The sequence below is a fragment of the Paenibacillus sp. Soil766 genome (assembly GCF_001428105.1).
Lineage (GTDB): Bacteria > Bacillota > Bacilli > Paenibacillales > NBRC-103111 > Paenibacillus_E.
This window is the reverse complement of the sequence record NZ_LMSJ01000043.1, coordinates 1-23,837: the sequence shown is the minus strand read 5'-3', so window position 1 is coordinate 23,837 and position 23,837 is coordinate 1. Positions and strand designations below refer to the sequence as shown.

Genomic DNA, 23,837 nt, shown 5'->3' with positions numbered 1-23,837 from the left:
TATAGGATATTGCTTTTCATACATCTCATTCCCCCTCATCAATATTGTACTTCATGCATATTGAAGACTCCAATCCAATTAGGGGGCTTAAGAGAAAGCGAATAAATAGATGGAGTTTTTCCATTTAATAGCCAAAATTAATGGGAAATCAGAGAATTAGATGGAGTTTTTCCAGTTATCGGGTCGGGTGGGGGTGAGAGGTAGTCTTGGGAAGTCGGGACGCGGACAGGGATATTTTGGCGGCAGCGGTAACAGCAGTATCAGTTTCAGCAGTAGTATCAGTATCAGCGCCAGTAACAGTCGTGTTCGCATCGGCAGTCCCAGACAGGCAGCCGTCTCGAGGCTGTGGCTGCCAACAGTATCTGCCGCAGCTGCGGCAGTACGCCAACCCTCACCATTTTCAGCAAACACTCAGCTTTCGTTCAACTTACTTTCAGCTTACACTCAGACAGGTTTCAGTCGCCCCTAGTAGACTACATCTTGTGAAGAATGTTAGGCCTAGGCAATGGAGTCTAGGTAAACCGTGAGAGGGGTTATGACGGATGAAAGTAGGCAGTAAGAAAAGGTGGCTCATTGTAGCCCTAGCGGCCATCCTGTGTGGGGCAGGTACATATTACTATGTACATAATAATGCGAAGCCAGCTGCAACGGCAGCAGAACAAACGACAATGAAAGTGACCAAGGGTGCCATTTCGATGGCCGTATCAGGTACCTCCCAATTGGACGCTAAGGATAAGCAAAACATTGTGATTCCGATCGAAGGAATCATCAAAACGATGAATCTAACCCAGAATCAAGCGGTTAAAAAAGGCGATGTGCTCGTCGAACTTTCTGTCCCGTCAACGGAAACGAATCTCAAGGAATCCCAAGTTACCTTGGGGCAGCTAGAAAGTGATCTAGCGGAGCTGAAGTCTGAACAAGGAAATATGAGCGTATCCGCTCCGATGTCGGGCAAGATTACCTTGAATGCTAATTTTGATGTCGGCAGTCAAGTGAGTAAAACGACAAAGATCGGTACAATTTCAGATACAACGCAGTTTAAAGTAAAACTGCCATTTTCACTGCAAGAAGCGGTACAACTGAAAAAAGGTGACCCCGTGGAGCTGAGCGTGGATGGTTACTTGTTATCGAAGGTCGGTGCTGTCGATACGATCGGTCACGAAATTAGCGCCGACGCGAATGGGAATAAAGTGGTATTGGTCGATGTACTCATCGATAATGACGGTACGCTCTCGGCGGGCTTGAAGGTCAAAGGCAGCATCGGTAGCGGCACGACCAAGGTAACGTCCTCCGATCAGGCCGCACTGGCTTATGTGCGTACGGCGTCTATTTTCTCCGAAGCAAGCGGTACGGTAAAAACGCTGAAATTCAAAGATGGCGATACGATTAAACAAGGCGATCTGATCGTGACCCTTTTTAACGACGACCTCCAAAAGAATATCGTCTCCAAACAATCGGCGATTGAAAGTCAGAAAATCCGTGTCAGCGATGCTCAGCAAAAAGTCGATCAATTGACGATTAAAGCACCGTTTGATGGCGTGTTCTCGGCGGATTTTGCCAATAGTAAAAATAACGTCTTGCGGAATTACCCGGTTGGGGCGCAAATTAATGCGAACACGACACTCGGTGCCGTGGCAAGCCTAAGCACAATGCAGCTCGCAATTGCTGTGGATGAGCTTGATCTTACGAGTGTGAAGGTTGGACAAAAGGTTAACGTCAAAGTTGATGCCATTGCAGGCAAAACCTTTACAGGTGAAGTGACTTCTGTATCCAACGTCGGTACAACGACGAATGGTGTGACTACCTATGATGCGGTTGTGGCGATTCCGAATACAGCACAGAACGATTTGAAATATGCGATGACCGCGACGGCTGAAATCCTCATCCAAGATAAGAAAGATATTCTTGTACTTCCGATTCAAGTGGTGACAACAACAAGAGGCAAGTCGACGGTTACGGTGAAGAAGGCCGATGGTACAACGGAAGAGCGGGAGTTAAAAGTAGGTATTCGAAGCAAAACGCAAGTTGAAGTGCTTGATGGAGTAAAAGAAGGCGAAGAAGTCGTCACGCCAGTTCGCAGAGCGACAACGACGACAAACCAGCAACAGCAAGGCTTCCCAGGCGGAGGTGCCTTCCCAGGTGGCGCAGGCGGTTTCCAAGGCGGAGCAGGTGGAGCTGGAGCTGGCGGCGGTGGTTTCCAGGGTGGCGGTAATGCTGGCGGTGGCGGCGGAGCGCGTCAATAAAGAACTAGCCTTGCCCCTGAAAGGAGCGAATGGGATGAATATCATTGAGCTAAATGAGATCACGAAGAGTTACACCCGTGGTGCGGAGGAATTGCAGATTTTGCGCGGCATTACATTACATATTGCTGAAGGGGATTTTGTCGCGATTATTGGTCCCAGTGGATCGGGGAAATCGACGTTGATGAATACAATTGGGCTGCTAGATAGCCCGACGTCAGGTTCATATACATTGGATGGCGTAGCTACTGAGAAAATGTCAGACAACGGACTTGCTCAGCTGCGCAATCGGAAGATCGGTTTTATTTTTCAACAGTTTAACCTGTTGCCAAGGCTGACAGCGACGGAAAACGTCGAGCTCCCTATGATTTATGCAGGCATACCTGCTAAACAGCGAAGAGAACAAGCGCAGCGTATGTTGGAGAAGCTTGGGATGGGCGCGCGTGGACATCACAAGCCAAGTGAGCTTTCGGGTGGACAGCAGCAGCGGGTTGCGATTGCGCGAGCGTTGGCCATTTCACCGTCGCTCATTCTGGCGGATGAACCGACAGGCGCCTTGGATTCGAAGACGGGTATTGAGGTACTCGAATTAATCAAGGAATTAAATCAGCAAGGCAATACGATTGTGTTAATCACCCATGATCATCACATCGCAGACAACGCGAAGCGCGTAGTGGCGCTGCGAGATGGTGAGATCGTCAGTGATACGCGCAATGATGCTTGGTCGGTTGAAGTGCCTAAGTTAGAGGAGGCGCATTCATGAGAATTTGGGAGCTTTTCCAAATGGCGATGAGCACGATTCGCTCGAACCCGTTACGAACGGTCCTGACCATGTTAGGTGTTATTATCGGGGTTGCTTCGGTGATCACGCTAGTATCGATCGGACAAGGAACTTCCAAAGCTATCGAAAAGCAATACGAAGGACTGGGAACGAATCTTCTAACGGTTAACCTAATGGGGAACGGGCGCGCCACACAGTTGAATTACGATGAGTTCATGACCCTTGAGGGTACAGCGGGAATCTCGTCGATTGCACCCACAATGACGCAGAATAGCTCCATTAAATTCGACCGCACAACGGAGAGCTACAATGTGATCGGAACGAATGACCGTTATTTGGAGTTGCAAAAAGGGAAGATGGCCAGCGGGCGTTTCCTTGCTCAGGCAGATCTGGATTTCCGCAATCACGTTGCGGTTATCGGGAGTGATGTGGCTACGAAGTTTTTTGGCAAGGATGATCCGATCGATGAAGAAATTAATGTAAAGGGCTACATGTACACGATTATCGGTGTTCTTCAAACGAAGGGCTCCAATACGAGTGGAACCTCTTTGGACAGCTCGGTGTTCGTGCCGCTGCCGACGATGAGTCGGGATTTCAAGCTAGGTAACATCCGTACTGCCTATGTGGAAGCATCCTCTGGTGATCTCGTCAGCCGTGCACAATTAGCCTTGGAAGCTTATTTTTATCAGAAGTTTAAAAGCACGACGGGTTACAATATTTTGAACTCATCCGAGCTTATTAGCGCAAGACAAACGGCATCCAGCACATTGACGAATCAATTAGTCGCTGTAGCAGCGATCTCCCTGCTTGTAGGCGGGATCGGAATTATGAATATTATGCTCGTGACCGTGAGTGAACGAACACGGGAGATCGGGATTCGGAAGTCGATTGGGGCGAAGCGAAGAAATATTTTGCTGCAATTCCTGGTCGAAGCTACCTTGATAAGTGGGATGGGTGGTTTGATCGGTTTACTCGTCGGGGTCGCCTTATCTCTGGCTTGGCCGTATATCAATCCAAGTCAAGAGACGAGCTTATCGCTCAACGTTGGGTTTTACGCGTTTTTATTCTCAGCACTCGTTGGTGTCATTTTCGGCCTGTATCCGGCTAATAAAGCATCGAAATTAAAACCTATCGACGCTCTGCGTTTCGATTAGGCAACAGGAGGTTTGTAACATGATTCGTCAACTCACATCGATTGGACTTAAATCAAATGTACTTAAACAGACAAGTTTAGCTATCCTGCTGACGGGCAGCTTGCTGGCTGCCTCATGGGCAGCTCCAGTTCCGGCCGCACACGCCGCAGCAGAGGGCGTGTTTATCTCGAAGGATTCTTATTTTATGCTAAATAGAGCAGCACTGTCGTCTTCATCCTTACAATTCTCGGTCCTATTCCATAACGGGGAAAATCAGACGCTTGATTTTAACAAGTATGGTGTACGCGTGACGGATGGTGCAGGGCATAGCTACACGGCCAATTTAAGCGAGAAAAAGAGCGGCATTGTGAATGGCGGGCAAGAAGAGAGCTTCCGATTCTATGCGAATTTGCCGGCTGGTGAGAATGCCGCTGATCTCAAAGTGGATGTATTCCGCTGGGATTACAATAAATCCGATTTTATGAATCATCTCGGCGAGCTGCCGGTTGCCTCCGTTATCCAAGAAGGGCAGCTGGAAGCGCCAGAGGAAATCATCAGCTTACGCACGCTGGACAGTACACTCGCGAGTGATGCATCCCTTGCTTTTGGGCTGGGCCAGAGCGTACGTGTGACAGAGAATGGCAAATGGTATATGTACACGCAAATCGCAGCGAAGAACTTAGGATCTACCAGCGTGAAGGTACCAGCAACCTTGCTGGCTAGACTTGTGGATGCCAATGGGATGAAATACACAGCAACTGTTACGAGTGGGGCGGATACCGCTATATTGCCTAATCAGTCCGATACCTTGACGCTCAAAACGCTTATTTCCAAAGGCACGCCAACAAGCGGTCTGACGTTGGAATATTATTACCTCAATCAAAGTGAAGATGTTTCATTGGGAACTTTGAATATGAATTCATCACTGAATACAGTAGCTTTGGGCGTGAAACAGAGCTATGCGGGGCAGCAAGATGGTGAAAACGTGACAGCGAAAGTAAGCTCGTCTACGTATTCGATTCAAGCGGATGGTGTCCACATTCAGACTGTGGTCGAACTGAGCAATGATGGGGAAGTCGTCGCACCGATCCCTACACTAGCAGCCTCCTACCAGTTCGGTGACTCGGGCTCCTCTGTATCATCGACAGATAATAGTACGCGTAACGGCTTTATAGCGCCGAAGGAGACAGCGACCTATTACTTCAATGCGACATTGCCAACGGGCATCGATCCGAATGCGGCACAGCTCGTGCTGTGGCAGAGGGCATCGGCGAGTACAGGAAGCACGTCGGGAAGCGGGACAACGACGGGAACAACTGGAACAACTGGTGCAACAGGAACAACCGGAACAACAGGCACAACAGGCACAACCGGACAACAGCCTGTGGCTGTGTTCTTGCTCAAAGGTGCGAGCGAAGCCCAAAACGGCTTCACCACTGCGGTAGATTACGAGCTTGGAACGAAGCTTGCTCTGGGCAGCAGCGTTGTGAACCCGAATCTCGATGTATCGCTCATTGAGCTTCATGCACATGAGAATGATGATCTCGGCTACAAAACCGCGATTGCCAAATACAAAATCACGAACAACGGTACGAGCACGCTCGGGCTGCCTGAGCTGCAGAATGAGCTCATCGATAATAAAGGCAATGCGTTTACGGGCTCTCGCCAAAGCGCGACGGCCACGCAAATTACACCAGGCAGCTCCTATGTAGTCAGCTATTCCTACTTGCTGCCTAATAAAGAAGCGGCAGAGGATGATTCTTTTGCGCTGAATGTGTTTGATAATAAGTCCGTCTCTGAAGGCAACGTGTCCGCAGGAACGTTCAAGGTTGCTTTGCAGGAAGAAGGGGCAGGAGATACGATTGCGATTTATCCATTCTCGCTTAAAGTGAATAGCAGCGCGATTTCTTGGACCTATAGCGGTGGGAACTACTCGTATGTCCTCAGTTTGAATATGGATATTACCCACGAAGATCAAGTCATTATTGATTCCAATTTCTCCAAAATCCAATTCGAAATGGTCGATTCTCTTGGTCGCATCGTAGGCACCCAAGATGCTTCACTAATGGGTACGGGCAAATTAACGAGTGGTAGTCAAAAGGTAACGATTTCTGGCTTGAAAAACGAGCAAGTGGAAACTGGCATCGTCGTCAATATGTATGAAGTCATTAACACGCCGAACGGAACGGCGAAGCGTCTTCTGAAGCAATTTAAGTAAAAGAGAAGCAGCCCTACCCTTGGAGTTGTCTAGGGGAGGGCTGTTTTACGTGAATTAGCCGATAAATACGAAAGCCGAAATACCAGAACGAACCGTACGTGTACGGAAGATGACGCCGTCTGCATCAAATGTTCTAAGCACTAAAGTACGAGTAGTAGGCGTGCCAATTGTACGGAATACGGCTGTCCCAAATGCATCAAAGCGAGCAGTTGCAAGGCGGGTTCCATTTAAAGTACGAGCCTCACAGAAAAAGCCTGAAGTGACGAAAGGAACACCTGTGTTATCTACCCAAAGAATAGTAAGTCGTCTAAGCGTTTGTGCAGGTCTTAAATTTTTGCTCAGGGGAATGCGCGTGTACGATTTACCGAACTTGCCAGAGTCTTTGAGAGTAGGGATGCTACGTTTTGTGTTTTTCATGTATGTTTCACCTCCTTCTCTCTATCTGCTTATAGTAGATGTCGAAGGAGGCATGCCCGTTAACTAGATTTACCTATGTAAGAGAAAATGTGTTAATAGATTGTTGATAGTAGATGTTGTTGCTTGACCGAGTCGCTGTAGTGCCCAAACACGCGGATACAATGAAAAAAGCAAGAAAAATCGTCAGGGAGAATCGGTTTTTAAATGAGAACCTGTTGCAGTAAAAAATCCTCGGCCTTGAAACAACCGAGGATTCATCTCTTATAATTGGAGAGTTGCGGATCGGTAATGATCGAACGATCGATAAATGGAATGGGCAATTCAAGCGTATTGTCCGGGGCTTCCCCTTATAACGGAGTCCAACGACAAGAAAATACCATCATTAGCGACAAGAATATCCCTACAATATGTGCAGGGCAATATTGAACACCTAAGAGCTAGTTATCGCGGCAGGATTCTATATAAATGATGACTATAGATCAGTTACTTTCCCACCAGGAGAGATGTTCTCTATCCGTTCGGTACATCCGCTACGATATTGCCAGCATACAATATTTGATCCGTTAACAAAACATAAGCGCTAGAATTAATGTTTGATCTTCTAATTTTGAGGTTCATGAGATATTTTAACTTCAATTTTGTATTCACCGGAAGCAGCACTACTGAGATTTAACTTGTTATATAATTCAAAACCCAAATTATCCCCTGAATGTACTTGTAGTTCAATTTCTTCTGGATCTCCAGCACTTCCATTGTCAATTTCCTCTTCCCTACCTCTATAGAATAGAAGACAAGCTGGATCTATCCTTGCCGTATTAACACTTATATTTATTCTAACAGTACTATCAACCTTAAAATTGATTTTAAAAAAATCATGGTCATCTGTCCTACTAAAATTCCCTAAGTATGTATTATTTACATCTTCAAGGAAGAATGCATTTTCCATAGAATCATTTCCTACAGTCCCCTCATAAGCATCCTTACCTATAACAAAATTCGCTACCAATGAGTATGAAACTTGATCAATGGAATGAGTTTCAGACTCTGACATTTTTATTAGATAATAATAATCACCAGCAAGTACTTCAGCATGATTTTCATGAAGAGGAATTAGTCTTCCGGTCGAGTCGAATAAGGATTGTTCCAAGTTAAGATTAGGTTGGTCGTAAGTGAATATTATTTCCCCAGAATATGCTATCCGCACAAGATACCAATATTCACTACCGAGCGTAATTGTATCGTCTTCCATCTTTCCAATTGGTAAAATCCTACTTTTTTCCTTTGTATTATATAACTCCATAATTTCTGATTCGCTTAGTAACAAGGCTAGAGCGTCTTTAACATTTATTAATCCATAGCCTGAATGTTCACTCCATGTAACACCAGATTCATTCTGCGATGTCCTTTTTATTATATTTCTTAGTTTTGCAGGAGGTATAATTTTATTACTCAGTATTATTGCGCCTAAAACCGCAACCTGTGGTGCAGCAAAGGACGTCCCCCCTAATTGAAGCATTTGGTTATTCCAAAGTGCCTCTACGTGCCAGGGGGCAACTACATCAACTTGCTCTCCAAAATTTGATAAATTATTGACTTTTCCGTCGCGATCTATCCCACCGACCGCAACTACTGTTGGATAAGCAGCAGGAAACTTTATCGTATTTTTACCCTCATTTCCTGTTGGAGCTATAACTAGAATATTATTTTCTTCTGCTTTTTTTACAGCTACGCTAACTAAAATAGAATCATCATCTAACCCTAATGACATTAAAATAATATTAACTTTTTTATCTATAGCGTATTCAATACCTTTTGCTAGTGTTTCTGCTTGTGTACCTCCCGTTGTACTGATGACCTTAACTGGCATTATTTTAATACATTGGCTATTCGAATATTTAAGCATCATTGCAATAATACTGGCAACTGCTGTTCCGTGCCCCAAGCTATCAGACAGGTCATTATTATCTTCAACCATATTTTTCCCATCATTTATGATATACCCTTTAAAGACTTTTGGGATGTAGTTTAAACCTGAGTCAACTACTCCAATAACAATATTCTTTGAGCAATTCCCTTGCATCGCTCTTGGTAAATGTATCAGTTCCAAAAAATCATTATTTTCAATTAAGCTATTAGCTGTTATTTCTCTGTAAACATCAGGTGAGAGTGAAAAAGAGTTCTGAAATAGCATGAAAACAGTTAAAACCACCATAGAAATTGTTTTTAGCATTCTATTATCCTTTATTATGACATTTCCCTAAGCTCTGTTTTCTTGCTTTTTAACCTCCTAATAAACTGGGAAATTTCTCTTTTCCAATATTGATTATATAATTATTCAATTGAAGAACTTTCTGTTCATCCGTATCTTTTACTTTGTAATAGGTTCCATCATACGTTAAATATCCTGTGCTTAAGTACTGTTGATTGCCTAATTTAAGAAAAAAATGTTGCCCGACACTCAGAGGCTTATCTACACTTTCAAATGTATAACTACGAATTTGATCGATAATGTATTTGACTTGATCTTTGTTAGAAATAGTCATGTTATTTCCATCACCAAACTGGACAGTAATCGTTTCGATTGAATCAGTTATTTTTGGTGCCTCCTTTTGATGGTTCAAGTTATCACTACTGTTGTCGCACCCTGATACAAACATAAGAGATAAAATACAAATTAATAATAAATGTCTCATTTGTCCAGCTCCCTTTTGATTTACTTTGATTCGTCGTATCAATCTCAATACAATTAGGAATTAAATGCCCTTGGTTTCATAATTACGAGAACCAAGGGCATTATTGATCTATGAGAGAGTTTTTTAAGGTTGTACTTTTACAGTTTCATTCCATGCGAGATTAGGAAGATAGATATAAACTGACGTCGGTGTACTGTCCCAAGTATCACGGACAATAACATATTGATACCATTTAAAATTTTCTGTTGATTCTTGATATTCCTCGAAACCCACACCAGTCATATCGTGAGCGCCATAAGTTGCATCCCCTACAACATTGATAATGTCTGGACGATTATTATTGATTTCCGTTTTGTGCGCTGAGAAACTAGGACTGTTTCTTGTTACTGATACAGTATAACCTCTATCACTCCAGAATTTTTTCATCCCGTTAACACGATTATCCCAACCAGTCCCACCACCATTAGCTATGTCTGTACTCATATAGCTAGAGCTTGCCAACACATCGATTAAAGTCGTTGAGGTTGTCGTACTTGCAAGTAAGTTTGTATATCCTTGTGAATATCTGTAATACCAAATAATATTCGAAAATGAAGTTGGGCTGCAACCATCTCTCCATGAAAAGTCTGGTACGTTAGACAAGGTTTTCGAACTGTAGCTAACCACTGTTTGCGGACTTACAGCTCCTTGACTGACATCTGAAGATAATTGAGTATCATTTTGAAGTAGAGTGGACGGAATTTTCACTTTACCATTTAATGAACCCTTCGATTTAAAACTACTTTTAGATACATTCGTCTTTTTACGAATGTCAAAATAGGTGGATTCATCTGCTTTTACATAATACTGAGTTGGCCCTACATAGATTTCCTTCTCCAGTTTACTATTCTGCGTGTAAGGGCCGTTTCCTTCGCGGGCCGCTTCAAGTACAACTGGAGTTTCATCTGCGCTTACTATTAAATATCCGGCATCACCCGAACTGTTTTTAATATTAAAAATAAAAGATGTCAAATTATCATCAAAGTCAAATAACGGATCCTGGTATGAGATTTTAACTGATGACCAAGGTTTATATGAACCATAGTTACTCTGTGTTGCAACATATTTTTCAGCTGCTGTAAGAGCATTCTTCTTTAATTGTCCAAATTGAGAAGCGGACAATTCACTAGTTGAAGCAGTTCCAATAGTGGGTATTGTAACTAGTGTCAAAACTGAAGCGAGTGCAAGCAAAGCTAATTTCCTTTTCATATTTCACTTTCCCTTCAAATAGTATAAATGAATTAATGAGACTATCATTTATCTAGTAATATACCATTATTTACAATATAATGTAAATAATTTACCATGGAATTGAAAGTGTAAATTTCTATATTATGTAATTAATTCTCTAAGTGCCTGTATAAAATAAAGTGAATTTAGACCTGGTATGCCTTCCAAATCCAGATCTTCCGCTGGACCATGTTTTCGTTTTTCCAAAAATTAAAAATTAAGTTTATTTAATCTATTTCTAGTAAATAAGACTTTATAAATGCTACCATTGCTTATTTTGTAGGAATTTTCTTGAAGTCAACACATTTTGCAGGGATATTCATGTCGCAAAAAAACGATTTAACAAGGCTTCATTGTAGGTCCTTTCATGTCGTTGTACTAGCGGCTTATCCGGCTGAACCCACATATCTCCGGCCCAAGTATGAATATGATACCACCGTTCGCCTTGCGGATCGGTCCATCGTTCGAAGGCATCTACGGTTTGAGCCGATAGCACCCCGAAGGTTGGGAAAGGCATTGTTGGAAACAGATAGAGCCTGACGTCTTTCAATAGCGTGAGCCGTTCATTGATTGGTTCGGACCCTACGGGCTCCGCAAAATCCGGCTGAATCCAAAAAGTGTCGCCATCCTGAGACCGAACATGGTAGACTCCATTCTGTGTTTTTTCCAAGGCGAATACTTTCTGCGGAGGAATCAGCTTGACCTCCGAGGGACGTTGCAGACGATTCGACGTGTCATAGTCCTCCATGTACAAGGTTTCGGTCGGAAGATCCATCTCCTGATTCACAATCTCCATATCTAGTAACATTTGAGGTTGAGAGACAACCCACATCTCTCCTAGCCACGAAGTCTCAATGCGATAGGAGTTGGTTAAGTACGATGCAGGTGATTCAAATACGGCATTCGCATGAACCGTTTGCGGGGCGAGTACAGCATCCGTCCTCGTCGATAGAGATGGTTGCGTATACAGATAGGAGTCCCAGAGCAGTGCAATGTTCGTATCGAGCGGCTTGACGATGCCAATTCTGTCATAATCCAGGTGCATCCAGAGATCACCGGCCCACGTGGTGTTAATTTTAATCCATACCTTTTCCCCGCGCTGTTTGGTGTACCAAGCTTGCTCTGCATCAACGGTAGTCACATCTTGAGGAGTGAGTGCGGCAAATGGTTTGCGCGAGTCATCTGTTGTGGAGTAGAGCGGCGTCTGCTCGAGTAAGGTGATGACCGGTGGGATTTTAGGCGGAATAAATTCTTTGTGCGGCGGTGGCGCAGCATTTGCCTGCACAGTGCTACTAAGATTGAACAACATCATGACAAAGACGAGGGCAATGACATGCCTGATTCGTGTTTTAAATTGCATACTGTTTTCACCTCAATTTCCTAATGTTGTAAATATAGACTCGGTGAAGAGCTAAATTGTTGCGGAAGGCGTCGAATTTCTTCCGAAACTAGATTCTGTATTTCAGTTCTAGTGAATGGAGGGAGTAGTTACATCATGCTCCGGGGAATAATGGTTTAATTTCAAAAGGCCTGCCGGAAGGACTGATAGGCAATATATAATGGAAAAATGAGGGAATGTAACATCGAGATCGGTTATACTTAGAGGGAAAAGGCGGCTGTGACCGTGGAAATTCTCCGCAACCTGCCGGAGCTTGCGGAGAAAATTGCGGCACCGCTGAGCAACGTGGATAAGATTACCGAGATCTCACGGGACGGCTCGGGTCTGGGGTGAACTGGATCACGGGGGATATTGCCAAAATGATCGCCTAAGTGCCGGAGATCACCCAGACGCTCACAGGCAAAAGCGTGACCGACTTGGCGCGCGGGTGCGGTGAGGCACAATAAGGCCCGAAAAGGGCCTTAAAGCCTTGGCGAACGAGGCACCATCGTGCTTTTTGCCTGAATAAGGCCCGAAAAGGGCTTTAAAGCCTTGGCGGACGAGGCACCATCGTGCTTTTTGCCTGAATAAGGCCCCAAAAGGGCGCTAAAGCCGCGTGGAGTTGCCCATGAAGCTATTTGTATTGTCGCTTGTAATAGAATGTGGGATGTCGTGTATGTCATTAGGCAACATAATGACATGTAAGACTGCTGATATACACAAGGGGGAGTGAAAATTGGCCACATGGGTTACTCATTTTAGAATTGCTGAAGAATTGATAAAGAGGGGCCTTCCGGTTTCTATATTAGATTTTCTAGTTGGTAATATCGGCCCAGATTGCGGGTTAGTCAACGAGGATGGCAAGTTTACACCACCGAAACAAGTTACCCACTTTATGGAAGGACGTGAAGTCCGATCGGAGTTATTTTTTCAACAATATGAATTAAATAAACTCGATATGACTTCAGCCCAAGGCTCCTATTATTTGGGATATTACCTCCATCTTATTACAGATGAAGAATGGATAAAGTTAACGCAAGTGAAAAAAAATGAACAAGTGCATCAAGCTATAATCGGTACCCCAGAATACAATCATTTGGTTAAGAGGGATTGGTACTGGTTGGATTTTAAATATTTGAGGCAAAACCGTAATCATATTTTTTGGACTGTTTTTCGAAATATTCAGGGCTATTCGGAATACTTGCCTTTCTTTTCAGCAGGACAAACCTTTCAGCAAATCCAGAACATCACCAACTTTTACTGCAATACGGAGGTGCCCGAAGATTATGATCCTGTCTATATGAAGGAAGCAGAAGTGGATGATTTTGTTCAGGGGACAGTGAATAAGATCCAAGAGGTAGGTATACAAAGAATTGGATGGAATTTCAGTATATAGTTTTCTGGAAAGAGAGCAGGTACATTATGCGCTGGGGAATAATAGCTCAATATCAAAAGGGCTGCCGCAAGGCAGCCTTTCATTCAAGTGTCAGTGGCAAACTAGAAGTCAAAGGGGGGGATTTATGAAAACCAATATATATTGGTCAGACACGGAGAATCACCTAAAATGGAAGGGAACGAAAGAACAACTGGATTGACTTTAAAGGGAGTGAATGAATATGCAAAAAGTAATCCCACTGGGGGTCGTGTTGCTCGCCATTATGCTTACAGGATGTGGGGATAAGGAGGCGAACCTTGAAAATGGTGCATTTTCGTCTGCATCGTCGCATATCCCAATGCCCGTAACATCTGAGTATTCTCCAAGCGCATTGTCTGTTTCAACTCCGTCAGCTACAGATGCACACTTAGCGAAAGAAGATGACTCCATCCGAGCAATAGGTACGCATTCAGATGGGCGACTGCTCGTCAAACCTGTGAGCAAAGCGGGTGTTGCCCCATTAGGGGCACCTAGCTGTTTCGGAGTGGAGACTGACCTCCGTTGGTCAGGAGACTACGAGGTGGTATGGGAATCCAAATCCGAGGGGAATGCAACCCCAATTCGTACATTTCCAATTGACTTAGAAATTGTACAACAAAATGATTCGCCAGTTATCATGCAGCCGTTTACTCTTGAAGATACGAATATATTTGCTTATGTTCCTCGTTATACCGATTGTCATGGTCTTGAAACTTACCTTTTTGGAGTGAGTAAGGGGAAGGCTTTTCCGATATCGCTTGAGATGAAACCTGAAGTGAATTGGACTTCTATAAACCAACTTCCGCGACACCCATTCAAGGTTGCTGGCGGAGAATTTATCGTGACTGGCGGTTATGGGGCGGGACAGGATCTCATTAACGTCTATCATTTCAGATATGATCCAAATAAAAAGTCAATGATTCTAAAAAGTACAAATCAAGTGAAGCCCAGCGATTTATAACTATTGCTGAAAAATCCTACACTTGTGCGTGTGACGAAATAGTCAGGAAAATCCTACTTAAATGAACCTAGTCGGCACAAAAAGTTACTTTAGTCCGATTTTACCAAACTAATTAGCCAATTGCGGCCGAGAAAGTTGGTTAAGGGCGTTTTAAGTTGGTAAAGTCGGACTATAGCAACTAAACGCAACCTATACTCGGAAATAAGTGGGCAAAATCGGACTACAGCAGCCAAACGCAACCAATACTCAGAATTAAATGGGCAAAATCGGACTACAGCTACTAAACACCGCCAGCACTCGGGGTTAAGCAGTTGGAGTAACTTTTAACGGTAGGACGCTGAGGAAACCTCAGCGCTACTTCACATCATACCCCTTCGCGATGGATGGCTCGATCCATCGCTTCTCAGTATGCTCGCGGCGCAGTATGACGACGCGTTCAGGGTAGACGTCGACGACGAGGCTCTGGCTAAGCGCCTGCGTCTCGGGCTCGTTCTTGGCGCTCCATACCTCACGGATGGAGGCGCTGGAAGCGGCAAGAAACTTCAGCTGCTTCACTTGGCCGGTCGTTTCAACGTTCCAGTGGGTGTGCCCACTGAACAAAATGACGTTGGGGTGCGCGTCAAGCAGCGCACGCAATTCCTTGTGCTGGACGACGCCCAGCTCCAGATCCGTCCCCTCCAGCGTCCGCGGCAGCGGCTGGTGGAGGAACACGAACACGGGCTTGCCGGCATCCGCCGAGCTAGCCGCCGTGAGCCGCTCGCTCAGCCAGCTAAGCTGAGCGGGAGAGAGATACGCATCCTCGTTGATGGATGCGTCCACGTCCCTATACGCTTCCCCGCTAAGGAACAGGAAGCGATACCCCTCCACGACAAGCTCGTGATACGGCTTGTCATATCCCATCATGCGGTCGAACAACGCGACCGCATCACGACTCGACCACGATGAATTCATCTTCGTGTAATCCATCTTGCCATCCGGCGAGCGGTACACGCCGTAGTACTCATGGTTGCCCATGGTCGCTTGCACAGGGGCATGGGGCTGGCGGCTGAGCAGCCCTAGCAAGCTGCGATAATCGCTCTCACTGCCATTCGTGAGATCACCGTTCAAGACAAGCAACTTGCTATCTGGACGCAGCTCATGGTGATCAGTGAGCGCTTGCCGCAGAAGCAGCTGGGAAGATGAGTCATCCGATATGATATGAACGTCACTCATCACCGAGAAGGAAAACAACGGTGCAGCGGTTTTCTGCTCTACTTGTGCAGTAACGTTTTGCGTCTCTCCCTGCGCAGCAGCAGTCTGCGTCTCTCCTTGTGAAGCCTGAGTAGACTTCATTCTTTCTCCAACAGGGTTAATCAACGCTAATCCCAACAAAACAACCAAACTACTCCGTATGATAGATAGAAACATAGATACCCTACCTTCCAATAAAGTGTGTCGTAATGCGCTTTTTCTTTTCTATGTCTTTAACCAGCTCTTCCTGTAATCAACCATATCTGTCCTTTTATCTGTAACTCGACCGGCTCCCACCCCACGCCATATTGGTATTCCCCTCTAAAAAGGCAATTATTTACCTACCCATTTTTTGTAATTCGCTTGACACGTAACTTATTTGGTTGTATGGTTAATTACATGAGTAACTAACCAAAGAAGTGGCGAAAGTGGTGGTGAGAATTGTGGGATTTATGATGGATGATAGCCGCCCGATTTTTGTACAAATCGCAGAGCAGATTGAAGATGATATTATCGAATCACGCATGCCGGAAGAATCGCAGGTTCCTTCTACGAATCAATTTGCAGCCTTTTATCAGATCAATCCGGCAACGGCAGCGAAGGGCGTTAACCTGCTGGTAGACCAAGGGATTTTATACAAGAAGCGTGGAATTGGCATGTTTGTAGCGGAGGGAGCGAGGGCTAAGCTGATGGAGAAGCGGAAAGAACTCTTTTATGAGCAGTATGTCGTGACGATGGTGAGAGAAGCCGAGAAGCTTGGCATAACGGTAGAGCAATTAACTGAGATGTTGCGGAGAGGGGAGAAAGCCTAATGACGAACGTTGTTGAGGTAAAAGGACTGACGAAGGCCTATGGCAAGGTAACAGCTGTGGATCATGTAACCTTTAAGATTGAAGCGAATAAAATTTACGGCTTACTAGGCAGGAACGGTGCAGGCAAAACAACCATCATGCATATGATCTCCGCACAGCAGTTTGCGACTAGCGGTGAGCTGAAGGTGTTTGGCGAGGAGCCTTTTGAGAATAGCAAGGTGTTGAATCAGATTTGTTTTATCAAAGAGAGCCAGAAATATCCGGACACATTTCGTATTATCGATGTGATGGCAGTGGCTAAATCCCTGTATCCGAACTGGGACGACGCTTATGCCAACTCATTAATTGAAGACTTCCGACTTCCGTTCAAAAGGAAAATAAAAAAATTGTCCCGAGGCATGCTGTCCTCCGTAGGGATTGTTGTGGGACTCGCAAGCCGTGCGCCACTGACGATTTTCGATGAGCCCTATCTCGGTTTGGATGCAGTTGCACGGGTGCTTTTCTACGATCGCTTGCTGGAAGACTACGCGGAGCACCCGCGCACAGTTATCCTGTCTACGCATCTAATTGACGAGGTGAGCCGTTTGTTAGAGCATGTGCTCGTGATCGATAACGGGAAATTGATTCTCAATGAAGATGCCGATGCGCTTCGCGGCAGAGCCTGTATGGTTTCTGGCTTGAAATCAGCGGTAGACGCCTTTGCACGAGGGAAAGAAGTACTGGAGCGAAACGCGATTGGTGCTGCTGCAACTGCAACGATCATCGGTGCTCTTTCCTTGCAAGATCGTAAATACGCCGAAGAATTAGGACTCGAATTCACACCAGTTTCCATTCAGCAGCTCATTGTTCATCTGACACGCACGCAAGTGACGGGAAAGGGGTCTGATTCCAAATGAATCGAGTTAATCAAGTTGTGAAGCTTCATCTGAGGAATAAGAACACGTGGTTTATGATCCCATGGGCCATCCTAGGGGCCAATTTCTTAATCAATGCGTTAATTGCTCTTTCACTTAATGACGGTGAAGTTATCAATACAGGTGCGATTGTATCTATCTTCATTTATTCATTTGTAGCAGGTATCGTGACGATCAAAGAAACGTTCCCCTTCGCAATTGGTCTTAGTATACGTAGGAAGGATTACTTCCTTGGTACAGCATTGACGGTTATTCTTGTGAATATCCTGTCAGGGATTGTTCTAACTGTGTTGTCCGCTATTGAACAAGCAACGAATGGATGGAACGTGAATTTACATCTGTTTGAAATAGGCTTTCTTAGCGATCTATCGTTCATCAGCCTACTAGGTATTAATGTCATTCTACTGGTACATGCATTTTTCCTTGGATTTGCAATTTCAAGCTTATATCGTCGATTGGGCGGCATTTCCATGTATGTCTTTTTTACAGCGATGCTGCTGATCGGTACAATTGCTTCCTATGTGATGACGCATTTCGATCTCTGGGCAGATTTCGGCCATTGGATAGCTGATCATTACCTAGAGTTGTTCTGGTGGTTGATCCCATTAGTTGTCATATATTCGATCATCTCCTACGGATTGCTGCGCAGAGCGGCTGTATAAAAATACAAAAAAGAGCCTCAGAAGAATCACTTCTGTAGGCTCTTTACTTATTTATATTAAGCAGTAATATTCGCTAGGTAATCGTCCAATTGCTTGAATGTTCCGCCAAAGCCTTGCTCCATGGAGCCTTTCATCGAAGCGTAGAATTGAATTTCTTCTTCTGTCGCGTTGATCGGGCCGCCCTTCATGGTGATGATGGTATGGCCGTCTTCTTCGGTCATCGTTAATTCAGTTATGATTTCTAGTGGGAAAACAGGGCTGAACGGTGCACGAATGATATTCCCATCGCTATCTGCAAATGAAGTGACATAAACCAATTTCGTAGGAGCTTCTACTTCGCGGTATGAGAATCTTCCGAACATTTCGAAGCCCTCAGGGCTCTTCATCCCATAATGGAATATGCCCCCTGGACGAACGTCCAAAGCTTTCACAGTCAGTTCCATACCTGTAGGCCCCCACCATGCTGCCAAATGCTCCGGCTGTGTCCATACGCTATAAACAAGCTCAAGCGGTGCTTTCACGATACGTGTAATCTCCAATTGAACCTCAGTACCGTTCTGTGTCATTTCAAAAGCATTTTGTTTCATCATTACCAAGCCTCCATAGTTTAAAATGTGTTATCCACGACCGACTATTCGTCAGTCGGCTTCGATTCTTTGGCTTGCAGCGCCTGTAAATAAGCGTCCATACGATCAAACTGTGTTTCCCACAGGCGACGGAAGGACCCTAGCCAATTTTCAATGTCTTGAAGGGACTGCGGCCGCAGTTTATAGACCCTTCGATTTGCTATTGGCTGTACCTCGACGAGTCCTGCTTCACTAAGTACACGCAGATGCTTAGAAACTTGTGGCTGACTGAGGCCGAGCCGGTCGACGATCTCCCCTACAGTCAAGGGGCCGTCTCGCAAAAGCTCAACCATGTGTAAGCGATGTGGTTCGGCAAGGGCACTGAATATCGTATTCATGTATTGAATATAACTCAAATGGAATATTCCTGTCAAGGTATATTCGAGTGCGAAAATTTATCAGGACTCATCATCCTGGGCTTTAAATATCATCCATAGGTTCACTATCGTAAACAGAATAAACGAGAAATATACAAGAAAAATACAAGAAAAATACAAGACAGCCCGTATTGTGCTCTCGTATTTTTTTCTATGTATCTATCATTAATTTCATAGGAAATGTATAGAAAGTTTATTATTAGCCGAGTCTAGTAGCTATAACTCTATTAACTTTTTAGGAGGAGCTATAGCTATGAAGTTTCGTAAAATATGTATATCGACCTTATCCCTAATTGTGTTGCTTGGTCTGTGGTTCATGCAATCGAAGGCTTATTCGTATCCGTCGAGCTTTGAAGAGATGTCTATGTCACCTGTCTATGAGGCCTCTTCGAATGAAAGTTCGGATTCTTCGATAGCTGAAGTTCAAGCTGCAGAAGTCGAGCAAGCTGTGACAACGTACAAAGTTAGCCGAGGAGATACCCTGTTCCAAATAGCCAAAAGCTTTGAAATCGCCGTTGATGACCTCATTTCTGCCAATTCCATTTCGAATCCGAACCAACTGACGATTGGACAAAGTCTGACAATCCCTCTTGTTGCTGTAGCAACTGCTTCATCCGAGGGACAGCCGAAAATTATCAAAAAAGTAATTAATACAACGTTAACCGCGTACACGGCAGGCTTTGAATCAACAGGGAAAAAGGCCTCTCACCCTACATACGGCATTACATATAGTGGTATCAAAGCTAAAGAGGGGCGCACGATTGCTGTAGATCCAGCCGTCATTCCTTTAGGATCAACGGTGTTCATTGAAGGCATTGGCATTCGTAAAGCGGAAGATATCGGCTCGGCGATTCGCGGCTCTAGAATTGATGTCTTCATGAATGATTTGGGCCAGGCCCAGGAGTTTGGTGTGAAAAAGAATGTGAAGGTGTACGTGTTAGATAGGGAAAACGTGTAAGAAGCTAACGAAGAAAAGACCGACAGTCCTAGACGTCGGTCTTTTTTGCATGTTCAGCGGTAGGCGTATGCTGTTCCAACCAACCTATTAAATCAGATAGGAAATGATCACGACCTAGATCGTCAAAGGGGCGATGACGCATCGTACTATAAGCATAGCTTTTTTTATCTTGTGAACCCACGGCTTGCAGGAATTGTTCCAGCTTCTCGGGGGGAGTCGTTTTATCTTCTCTGCCGAATTGCAGAAGGAGGGGGAGTTGAAACGAATGTGCTTGCTTCATCAGCCTTGGAATGGCCTGACTTAAACCAAGTCCTAAGCCTGGCGTTACGGTACTATGTCGCAAAGGATCCGATTGCAGTTTTGCCATCATGTCGGGATCTTGTGTTAGTCCCTCTACGCTGCCAGATTTTTGTATGGTGAGTTGAGGCCGCAGTTTCCCCAAAAGTCTAATGAGCCATTTTTCAAAGGTTGTCATCTCATACGAAATAGCTGGGGCAATCAAAATGAGTCCGCTAACCCCAGAAGCATGCTTGAGCACATAGTCGGCACTAATCACGCCGCCCATACTATGGCCGATGATAAAGAGAGGCAACTGCGGATTCTCAGACACAACGAGTTCTCTAAATCGATGAAGATCTCCTAAGTATTCATCCCATGAACGAATGAATCCACGAATCCCAGGGCTATGCCCATGTCCACGCGAATCTGCGGAATAAACGAGATAACCTCCCTGAACGAGCGCTTCACACATATTAACTAAACCACCGCTATGGTCCCCATGCCCATGGACAGCGATAATAACGCCTTTGGCTGGTGCCTCGAGCGGAGTGGCCCTTCTATAGAAAAGTTCAGCACCGCCAACTCCCTGAAATGTTCTTTCCGAAACAATCACAAGAGAATCCTCCTTATGCAATAAGCGAGATGGTTCAAGCTAAGCCTGATTTTACCATAAAGTAGGAATCGCACTCACGATAATTTTAATCAAGCCTAGCAAGGGGGGACGCCCGTCTATCACAGGTCGTAGACCCACCCCGACTTAGGTCTAGGAGCAAATACCGTCCACGGTCCGTTTTGGAAAGCCGCGATTTTACCTAGAATAAAGACATGAAGAAGACGACGACAAAGGGCGAAAGGCGGTGACGAAGAGACGATGAAAAGAAACACAGGGTTGGCCGCATTGTTAATCGCATTCGGCGCACTGATATTATTCAATAAGCTAGGTTTTCACTTGGGAGATTTCATAGGCTCCGTGATGGGATATGTAATTCCCCTCATTATGGTTGGACTGGGTTACCTAGGAATTAAGAACGATAAGAAAATTGGATGGGTGATTGCCGGTATCGGGATTATCATTCTAGTGAGTAAGCTGGCAGGTTGGATCATTATCCTACTTGCGATTGGATTAATCGGATATGGATTTTCTATGTTAAAAGGAAGAACAGCTTAAGGTAAGTAGGATACGAATCGAATATAGAGTGTGAAAAAGGTGGAGTGAAGATGAGCCTATTTAGGCGGATGAGAGACATAACCGTGGCAACTTTGAATGAGCATTTAGAGAAGTCAGAAGATCCGGTACGCTTGATCGACCAGTACTTAGCGAACCAACGTGAGCAGCTTGTGCAGTCTGAAAGGCTGTATCAGCAATGCGTCAGTCACGCAGCATCACTCCGGCAGCAATATTTAACCGCACTTGAAACGAAAGAAAAGCGCGAGCATCAAGCGCTGCTGGCTTTGAAGGCCGGCGAAGAACATATGGCACGCATCGTGTTGCAAGAGAAATTGCAGGCCGAAGAGAAAAGCGTGCAATATCATGATCTTTATGAGCAGGCGAAGCAGTCCATCCTTGAGCTTGATGAGGAACTGCAACAACTGAAAGCAGATTACAAAGAAGTCGCAGACAAACGAAGCTACTACTTGGCTCGTATGGAGTCCGCTCGCTTGCAGCAGCGTATGCATGCACGCAGCAGTGTCACACAAGATGGGACACCGCGGATGTTCGGCCGATTGGAAGAGCGCGTATCCGATATGGAGCTGCACGCCAGGACGCTTCGCGATGTTAGGAAGATGGGTCGCGGAAGCTACTACAGCGGGGGTAACCCAGCTGTAGATGCAGAAATGGAAGCACTTCGCAATAGACTGAAACAGGAGGGAACACAGGATCATGAACAAACTATACCGCTCACGAAGAGATAAGAAATTAACGGGCCTATGCGGGGGACTTGCAGAAGCCATGAATGTAGATGTCACACTGTTACGTTTACTAGTCGTGATCACCACGTTTTTCACCGGAGGCACCGTCATTTTCGTCTACTTTGTAGCGGCGATTGTTATTCCGAAGGAACCTGGGTTTGATCAGCCCCCATTTGATCCCTATGCAAGCTCGTATGGTCGTCAGAACTATTCAGGGGGAGCATGGAATCATCATAAATCCCATAACCACCACCAAGTTCCACAACCGACTAGCAAATATAATTCGTATGAAGCTAGTCAACCAACGAACAACATCGATGAGATGATGAAAGACATTGAGAAGAAAGCCTTGCAAAGAGAAGTAGATGAACTAAGAGCCAAAGTCGCTCGTTTTGAAAAACAAACATTGGATAGTAAAAAAGGAGACGTGTAAACCATGGGAGTATTTACAAGAATGAAAGATATGACGAAAGCATCCATTCACGAGGTATTAGATAAAATTGAGGATCCAATCGTAATGCTGAACCAATACCTTCGCGATATGGAGCAAGAAATTGCTCAAGCTGAAGTAACGGTTGCTCGCCAAATCGCAAGTGAGCGCAAGCTGAAGCAGCGTCTTGAGGAATCCGTTCGTTTAGCATCTGACCGCGAAGCGAAAGCTTCCGCGGCGATCAAGAACGGTCAAGAAGCGATTGCTCGCCAGGCTGTTGAAGAGAAATTGTACCACGAGGATAAAATTGTTGAGTACACAGATCTACACGCTTCTGCGAAAGCACATGCAGATGAGTTGACACAACAATTGCACGAGATGAAAGATGAATTCTACAAAATGCGCAACAAACGCAACGAGCTTGTATCCCGCGCTCAATTAGCGAAAGCAAAGAAACAAATGGCGCAAGTATCCTACAACGGTGTGATCGAGAGCGGCAACGCGTCCCGCGGCTTCCAACGCATGGAAGAGAAGATCATCCAGCTTGAAGTTGAAGCTGAGATCGCTCGCAAGCCATACGTCCCTGCAGGTGGAGTTGGCAGCTACACGCCGATCGACACTACGAAGCAAGCTAAAGTGGATGAGCAGTTGAACCTGCTCAAAGAGAAATTGAACGGTCAAGCAGCTGAGTAGTAGCAGCTTGGTGTGAAGTGCGGAAAGCACATGAGCCAATAGCGCCCTAAATGGGCGCTATTGTGCGTACGCGTGCATACGGGCGGGCCGATAAGGCCCATTTTGGGCCTTAAAGCGGCGGAAGCCGCCGCGAAGGCAGCGAAGCTGAGCCAATAGCGCCCTATATGGGCGCTATTGTGCGTTCGCGTGCAGAGGGGCTGGCCGATAAGGCCCGTTTTGGGCCTTAAAGCGGCGGAAGCCGCCGCGAAGGCAGCGAAGCTGAGCCAATAGCGCCCTAAATGGGCGCTATTGTGCGTTCGCGTGCAGCGGGGCGGGCTGATAAGGCCCATTTTGAATTTAGACTTAGTAGTGGACACAACGAATTGGGGAGTTAGATAATAGACCTATCCAAATTACGAGGTGTCCGAGATGAGTGAATTCCGCCAACGTTACAATCAAAAG

General features: G+C 45.2%; 24 protein-coding genes and 1 pseudogene. 16 read left to right on the top strand and 9 right to left on the bottom strand.

The genetic code is table 11. The features are described from left to right. Positions 1-193: 193 nt before the first annotated feature. From ASG89_RS37960 to ASG89_RS27265, 5 genes are all read left to right on the top strand, one after another. The gene (locus tag ASG89_RS37960; RefSeq protein ID WP_157276832.1) at positions 194-469 is read left to right on the top strand and encodes a hypothetical protein; all 276 of its coding nucleotides are present in this window, start codon (positions 194-196) and stop codon (positions 467-469) included. A 73-nt stretch (positions 470-542) separates the two neighbouring features. Continuing rightward, positions 543-2,243 carry an efflux RND transporter periplasmic adaptor subunit gene (locus tag ASG89_RS27280; RefSeq protein WP_057314292.1) on the top strand — a complete coding sequence of 567 codons (1,701 nt, stop codon included), beginning with the start codon at positions 543-545 and terminating at the stop codon, positions 2,241-2,243. Positions 2,244-2,277: 34 nt separating this feature from the next. Next, a complete protein-coding gene (locus ASG89_RS27275; protein WP_057314298.1) occupies positions 2,278-3,003 on the top strand; it encodes an ABC transporter ATP-binding protein in 726 nt (241 codons plus the stop codon). Further along, positions 3,000-4,175 carry an ABC transporter permease gene (locus ASG89_RS27270; RefSeq protein WP_057314290.1) on the top strand — a complete coding sequence of 392 codons (1,176 nt, stop codon included), beginning with the start codon at positions 3,000-3,002 and terminating at the stop codon, positions 4,173-4,175. Before ASG89_RS27275 ends, ASG89_RS27270 begins: the two co-directional genes overlap by 4 nt. A 19-nt stretch (positions 4,176-4,194) precedes the next feature. Further along, positions 4,195-6,372 carry a hypothetical protein gene (locus tag ASG89_RS27265; RefSeq protein WP_057314288.1) on the top strand — a complete coding sequence of 726 codons (2,178 nt, stop codon included), beginning with the start codon at positions 4,195-4,197 and terminating at the stop codon, positions 6,370-6,372. Positions 6,373-6,426: 54 nt separating this feature from the next. Here ASG89_RS27265 and ASG89_RS27260 read toward each other — a convergent pair whose 3' ends face one another. From ASG89_RS27260 to ASG89_RS27240, 5 genes are all read right to left on the bottom strand, one after another. Next, complete coding sequence (locus tag ASG89_RS27260; RefSeq protein WP_063868184.1) at positions 6,427-6,789, bottom strand: hypothetical protein; 363 nt, start codon at positions 6,787-6,789, stop codon at positions 6,427-6,429. Between the two features lie 601 nt (positions 6,790-7,390). Next, positions 7,391-9,019 carry a S8 family peptidase gene (locus tag ASG89_RS27255; protein ID WP_057314287.1) on the bottom strand — a complete coding sequence of 543 codons (1,629 nt, stop codon included), beginning with the start codon at positions 9,017-9,019 and terminating at the stop codon, positions 7,391-7,393. Between the two features lie 49 nt (positions 9,020-9,068). Further along, positions 9,069-9,482 carry a hypothetical protein gene (locus ASG89_RS27250; protein ID WP_057314286.1) on the bottom strand — a complete coding sequence of 138 codons (414 nt, stop codon included), beginning with the start codon at positions 9,480-9,482 and terminating at the stop codon, positions 9,069-9,071. 123 nt (positions 9,483-9,605) lie between these two features. Beyond that, positions 9,606-10,730 (bottom strand): C39 family peptidase, encoded by a 1,125-nt coding sequence (locus ASG89_RS27245; RefSeq protein WP_057314284.1) that lies wholly within the window; start codon positions 10,728-10,730, stop codon positions 9,606-9,608. Between the two features lie 340 nt (positions 10,731-11,070). After that, complete coding sequence (locus ASG89_RS27240; protein WP_057314282.1) at positions 11,071-12,111, bottom strand: hypothetical protein; 1,041 nt, start codon at positions 12,109-12,111, stop codon at positions 11,071-11,073. Positions 12,112-12,865: 754 nt separating this feature from the next. Here ASG89_RS27240 and ASG89_RS27235 point away from each other — a divergent pair. The 3 genes and pseudogenes from ASG89_RS27235 (at position 12,866) to ASG89_RS27230 (ending at position 14,504) form a co-directional block, all read left to right on the top strand. After that, the gene (locus tag ASG89_RS27235; protein ID WP_057314279.1) at positions 12,866-13,525 is read left to right on the top strand and encodes a zinc dependent phospholipase C family protein; all 660 of its coding nucleotides are present in this window, start codon (positions 12,866-12,868) and stop codon (positions 13,523-13,525) included. 141 nt (positions 13,526-13,666) lie between these two features. After that, positions 13,667-13,735, top strand: a pseudogene (locus ASG89_RS36755) (histidine phosphatase family protein); the annotation flags it as partial. 10 nt (positions 13,736-13,745) lie between these two features. Beyond that, a complete protein-coding gene (locus tag ASG89_RS27230) occupies positions 13,746-14,504 on the top strand; it encodes a hypothetical protein (protein WP_057314277.1) in 759 nt (252 codons plus the stop codon). Between the two features lie 354 nt (positions 14,505-14,858). On the opposite strand, the gene ASG89_RS27225 is transcribed toward ASG89_RS27230, so the two are convergent. Then, positions 14,859-15,836: a metallophosphoesterase family protein gene (locus tag ASG89_RS27225; RefSeq protein ID WP_057314275.1), complete on the bottom strand. Its 978-nt coding sequence runs from the start codon at positions 15,834-15,836 to the stop codon at positions 14,859-14,861. A 341-nt stretch (positions 15,837-16,177) separates the two neighbouring features. Between ASG89_RS27225 and ASG89_RS27220 the strand changes: the two genes are divergently transcribed. The 3 genes from ASG89_RS27220 to ASG89_RS27210 are packed head-to-tail and all read left to right on the top strand — an operon-like array spanning position 16,178 to position 18,122. After that, positions 16,178-16,546 carry a GntR family transcriptional regulator gene (locus ASG89_RS27220; RefSeq protein ID WP_057314274.1) on the top strand — a complete coding sequence of 123 codons (369 nt, stop codon included), beginning with the start codon at positions 16,178-16,180 and terminating at the stop codon, positions 16,544-16,546. Continuing rightward, positions 16,546-17,442, top strand: a complete 897-nt coding sequence (locus tag ASG89_RS27215) for an ABC transporter ATP-binding protein (protein WP_057314272.1) — start codon at positions 16,546-16,548, stop codon at positions 17,440-17,442. The genes ASG89_RS27220 and ASG89_RS27215 overlap by 1 nt, the downstream gene beginning before the upstream one ends. Beyond that, on the top strand, positions 17,439-18,122 hold the full coding sequence (locus ASG89_RS27210) for a hypothetical protein (protein WP_057314270.1): 684 nt from the start codon (positions 17,439-17,441) through the stop codon (positions 18,120-18,122). The genes ASG89_RS27215 and ASG89_RS27210 overlap by 4 nt, the downstream gene beginning before the upstream one ends. A gap of 56 nt (positions 18,123-18,178) precedes the next feature. Here ASG89_RS27210 and ASG89_RS27205 read toward each other — a convergent pair whose 3' ends face one another. Both ASG89_RS27205 and ASG89_RS27200 read right to left on the bottom strand, forming a co-directional pair. Next, a complete protein-coding gene (locus ASG89_RS27205; protein ID WP_235549954.1) occupies positions 18,179-18,712 on the bottom strand; it encodes an SRPBCC family protein in 534 nt (177 codons plus the stop codon). A gap of 41 nt (positions 18,713-18,753) precedes the next feature. Beyond that, positions 18,754-19,086: an ArsR/SmtB family transcription factor gene (locus ASG89_RS27200; RefSeq protein ID WP_057314294.1), complete on the bottom strand. Its 333-nt coding sequence runs from the start codon at positions 19,084-19,086 to the stop codon at positions 18,754-18,756. Between the two features lie 292 nt (positions 19,087-19,378). Here ASG89_RS27200 and ASG89_RS27195 point away from each other — a divergent pair, with 292 nt between their 5' ends. Further along, positions 19,379-20,083 carry a 3D domain-containing protein gene (locus tag ASG89_RS27195; RefSeq protein WP_057314268.1) on the top strand — a complete coding sequence of 235 codons (705 nt, stop codon included), beginning with the start codon at positions 19,379-19,381 and terminating at the stop codon, positions 20,081-20,083. Positions 20,084-20,111: 28 nt separating this feature from the next. Here the strand turns inward: ASG89_RS27195 and ASG89_RS27190 are convergent, their stop codons facing one another. After that, positions 20,112-20,975, bottom strand: a complete 864-nt coding sequence (locus tag ASG89_RS27190; protein ID WP_057314265.1) for an alpha/beta hydrolase — start codon at positions 20,973-20,975, stop codon at positions 20,112-20,114. Between the two features lie 258 nt (positions 20,976-21,233). Here ASG89_RS27190 and ASG89_RS27185 point away from each other — a divergent pair, with 258 nt between their 5' ends. Genes ASG89_RS27185 through ASG89_RS27170 form a run of 4 tightly spaced genes read left to right on the top strand, consistent with a single transcriptional unit; the run spans position 21,234 to position 23,396 of the window. Next, the gene (locus tag ASG89_RS27185) at positions 21,234-21,530 is read left to right on the top strand and encodes a LiaF transmembrane domain-containing protein (protein WP_057314263.1); all 297 of its coding nucleotides are present in this window, start codon (positions 21,234-21,236) and stop codon (positions 21,528-21,530) included. A 50-nt stretch (positions 21,531-21,580) separates the two neighbouring features. Next, complete coding sequence (locus ASG89_RS27180; RefSeq protein WP_057314262.1) at positions 21,581-22,276, top strand: PspA/IM30 family protein; 696 nt, start codon at positions 21,581-21,583, stop codon at positions 22,274-22,276. Beyond that, positions 22,245-22,706, top strand: coding sequence for a PspC domain-containing protein (locus tag ASG89_RS27175; RefSeq protein ID WP_057314261.1), 462 nt, complete (start codon positions 22,245-22,247; stop codon positions 22,704-22,706). Before ASG89_RS27180 ends, ASG89_RS27175 begins: the two co-directional genes overlap by 32 nt. Positions 22,707-22,709: 3 nt before the next feature. Continuing rightward, entirely contained in the window at positions 22,710-23,396 is a 687-nt protein-coding gene (locus ASG89_RS27170; RefSeq protein WP_057314260.1) for a PspA/IM30 family protein, read from the top strand. The last annotated feature ends 441 nt before the right edge of the window (positions 23,397-23,837 follow it).

Bases quoted from the DNA above. Each gene is read 5' to 3' on its own strand.
- ASG89_RS27255 (WP_057314287.1), bottom strand. From the start codon at position 9,019: ATGCTAAAAACAATTTCTATGGTGGTTTTAACTGTTTTCATGCTATTT.
- ASG89_RS27205 (WP_235549954.1), bottom strand. From the start codon at position 18,712: ATGATGAAACAAAATGCTTTTGAAATGACACAGAACGGTACTGAGGTT.
- ASG89_RS27250 (WP_057314286.1), bottom strand. From the start codon at position 9,482: ATGAGACATTTATTATTAATTTGTATTTTATCTCTTATGTTTGTATCA.
- ASG89_RS27245 (WP_057314284.1), bottom strand. From the start codon at position 10,730: ATGAAAAGGAAATTAGCTTTGCTTGCACTCGCTTCAGTTTTGACACTA.
- ASG89_RS27260 (WP_063868184.1), bottom strand. From the start codon at position 6,789: ATGAAAAACACAAAACGTAGCATCCCTACTCTCAAAGACTCTGGCAAG.
- ASG89_RS27180 (WP_057314262.1), top strand. From the start codon at position 21,581: ATGAGCCTATTTAGGCGGATGAGAGACATAACCGTGGCAACTTTGAAT.
- ASG89_RS27185 (WP_057314263.1), top strand. From the start codon at position 21,234: ATGAAAAGAAACACAGGGTTGGCCGCATTGTTAATCGCATTCGGCGCA.
- ASG89_RS27280 (WP_057314292.1), top strand. From the start codon at position 543: ATGAAAGTAGGCAGTAAGAAAAGGTGGCTCATTGTAGCCCTAGCGGCC.
- ASG89_RS27230 (WP_057314277.1), top strand. From the start codon at position 13,746: ATGCAAAAAGTAATCCCACTGGGGGTCGTGTTGCTCGCCATTATGCTT.
- ASG89_RS27265 (WP_057314288.1), top strand. From the start codon at position 4,195: ATGATTCGTCAACTCACATCGATTGGACTTAAATCAAATGTACTTAAA.
- ASG89_RS27275 (WP_057314298.1), top strand. From the start codon at position 2,278: ATGAATATCATTGAGCTAAATGAGATCACGAAGAGTTACACCCGTGGT.
- ASG89_RS27170 (WP_057314260.1), top strand. From the start codon at position 22,710: ATGGGAGTATTTACAAGAATGAAAGATATGACGAAAGCATCCATTCAC.
- ASG89_RS27195 (WP_057314268.1), top strand. From the start codon at position 19,379: ATGAAGTTTCGTAAAATATGTATATCGACCTTATCCCTAATTGTGTTG.
- ASG89_RS27200 (WP_057314294.1), bottom strand. From the start codon at position 19,086: ATGAATACGATATTCAGTGCCCTTGCCGAACCACATCGCTTACACATG.
- ASG89_RS27175 (WP_057314261.1), top strand. From the start codon at position 22,245: ATGAACAAACTATACCGCTCACGAAGAGATAAGAAATTAACGGGCCTA.
- ASG89_RS27215 (WP_057314272.1), top strand. From the start codon at position 16,546: ATGACGAACGTTGTTGAGGTAAAAGGACTGACGAAGGCCTATGGCAAG.
- ASG89_RS27225 (WP_057314275.1), bottom strand. From the start codon at position 15,836: ATGAAGTCTACTCAGGCTTCACAAGGAGAGACGCAGACTGCTGCTGCG.
- ASG89_RS27270 (WP_057314290.1), top strand. From the start codon at position 3,000: ATGAGAATTTGGGAGCTTTTCCAAATGGCGATGAGCACGATTCGCTCG.
- ASG89_RS27240 (WP_057314282.1), bottom strand. From the start codon at position 12,111: ATGCAATTTAAAACACGAATCAGGCATGTCATTGCCCTCGTCTTTGTC.
- ASG89_RS27210 (WP_057314270.1), top strand. From the start codon at position 17,439: ATGAATCGAGTTAATCAAGTTGTGAAGCTTCATCTGAGGAATAAGAAC.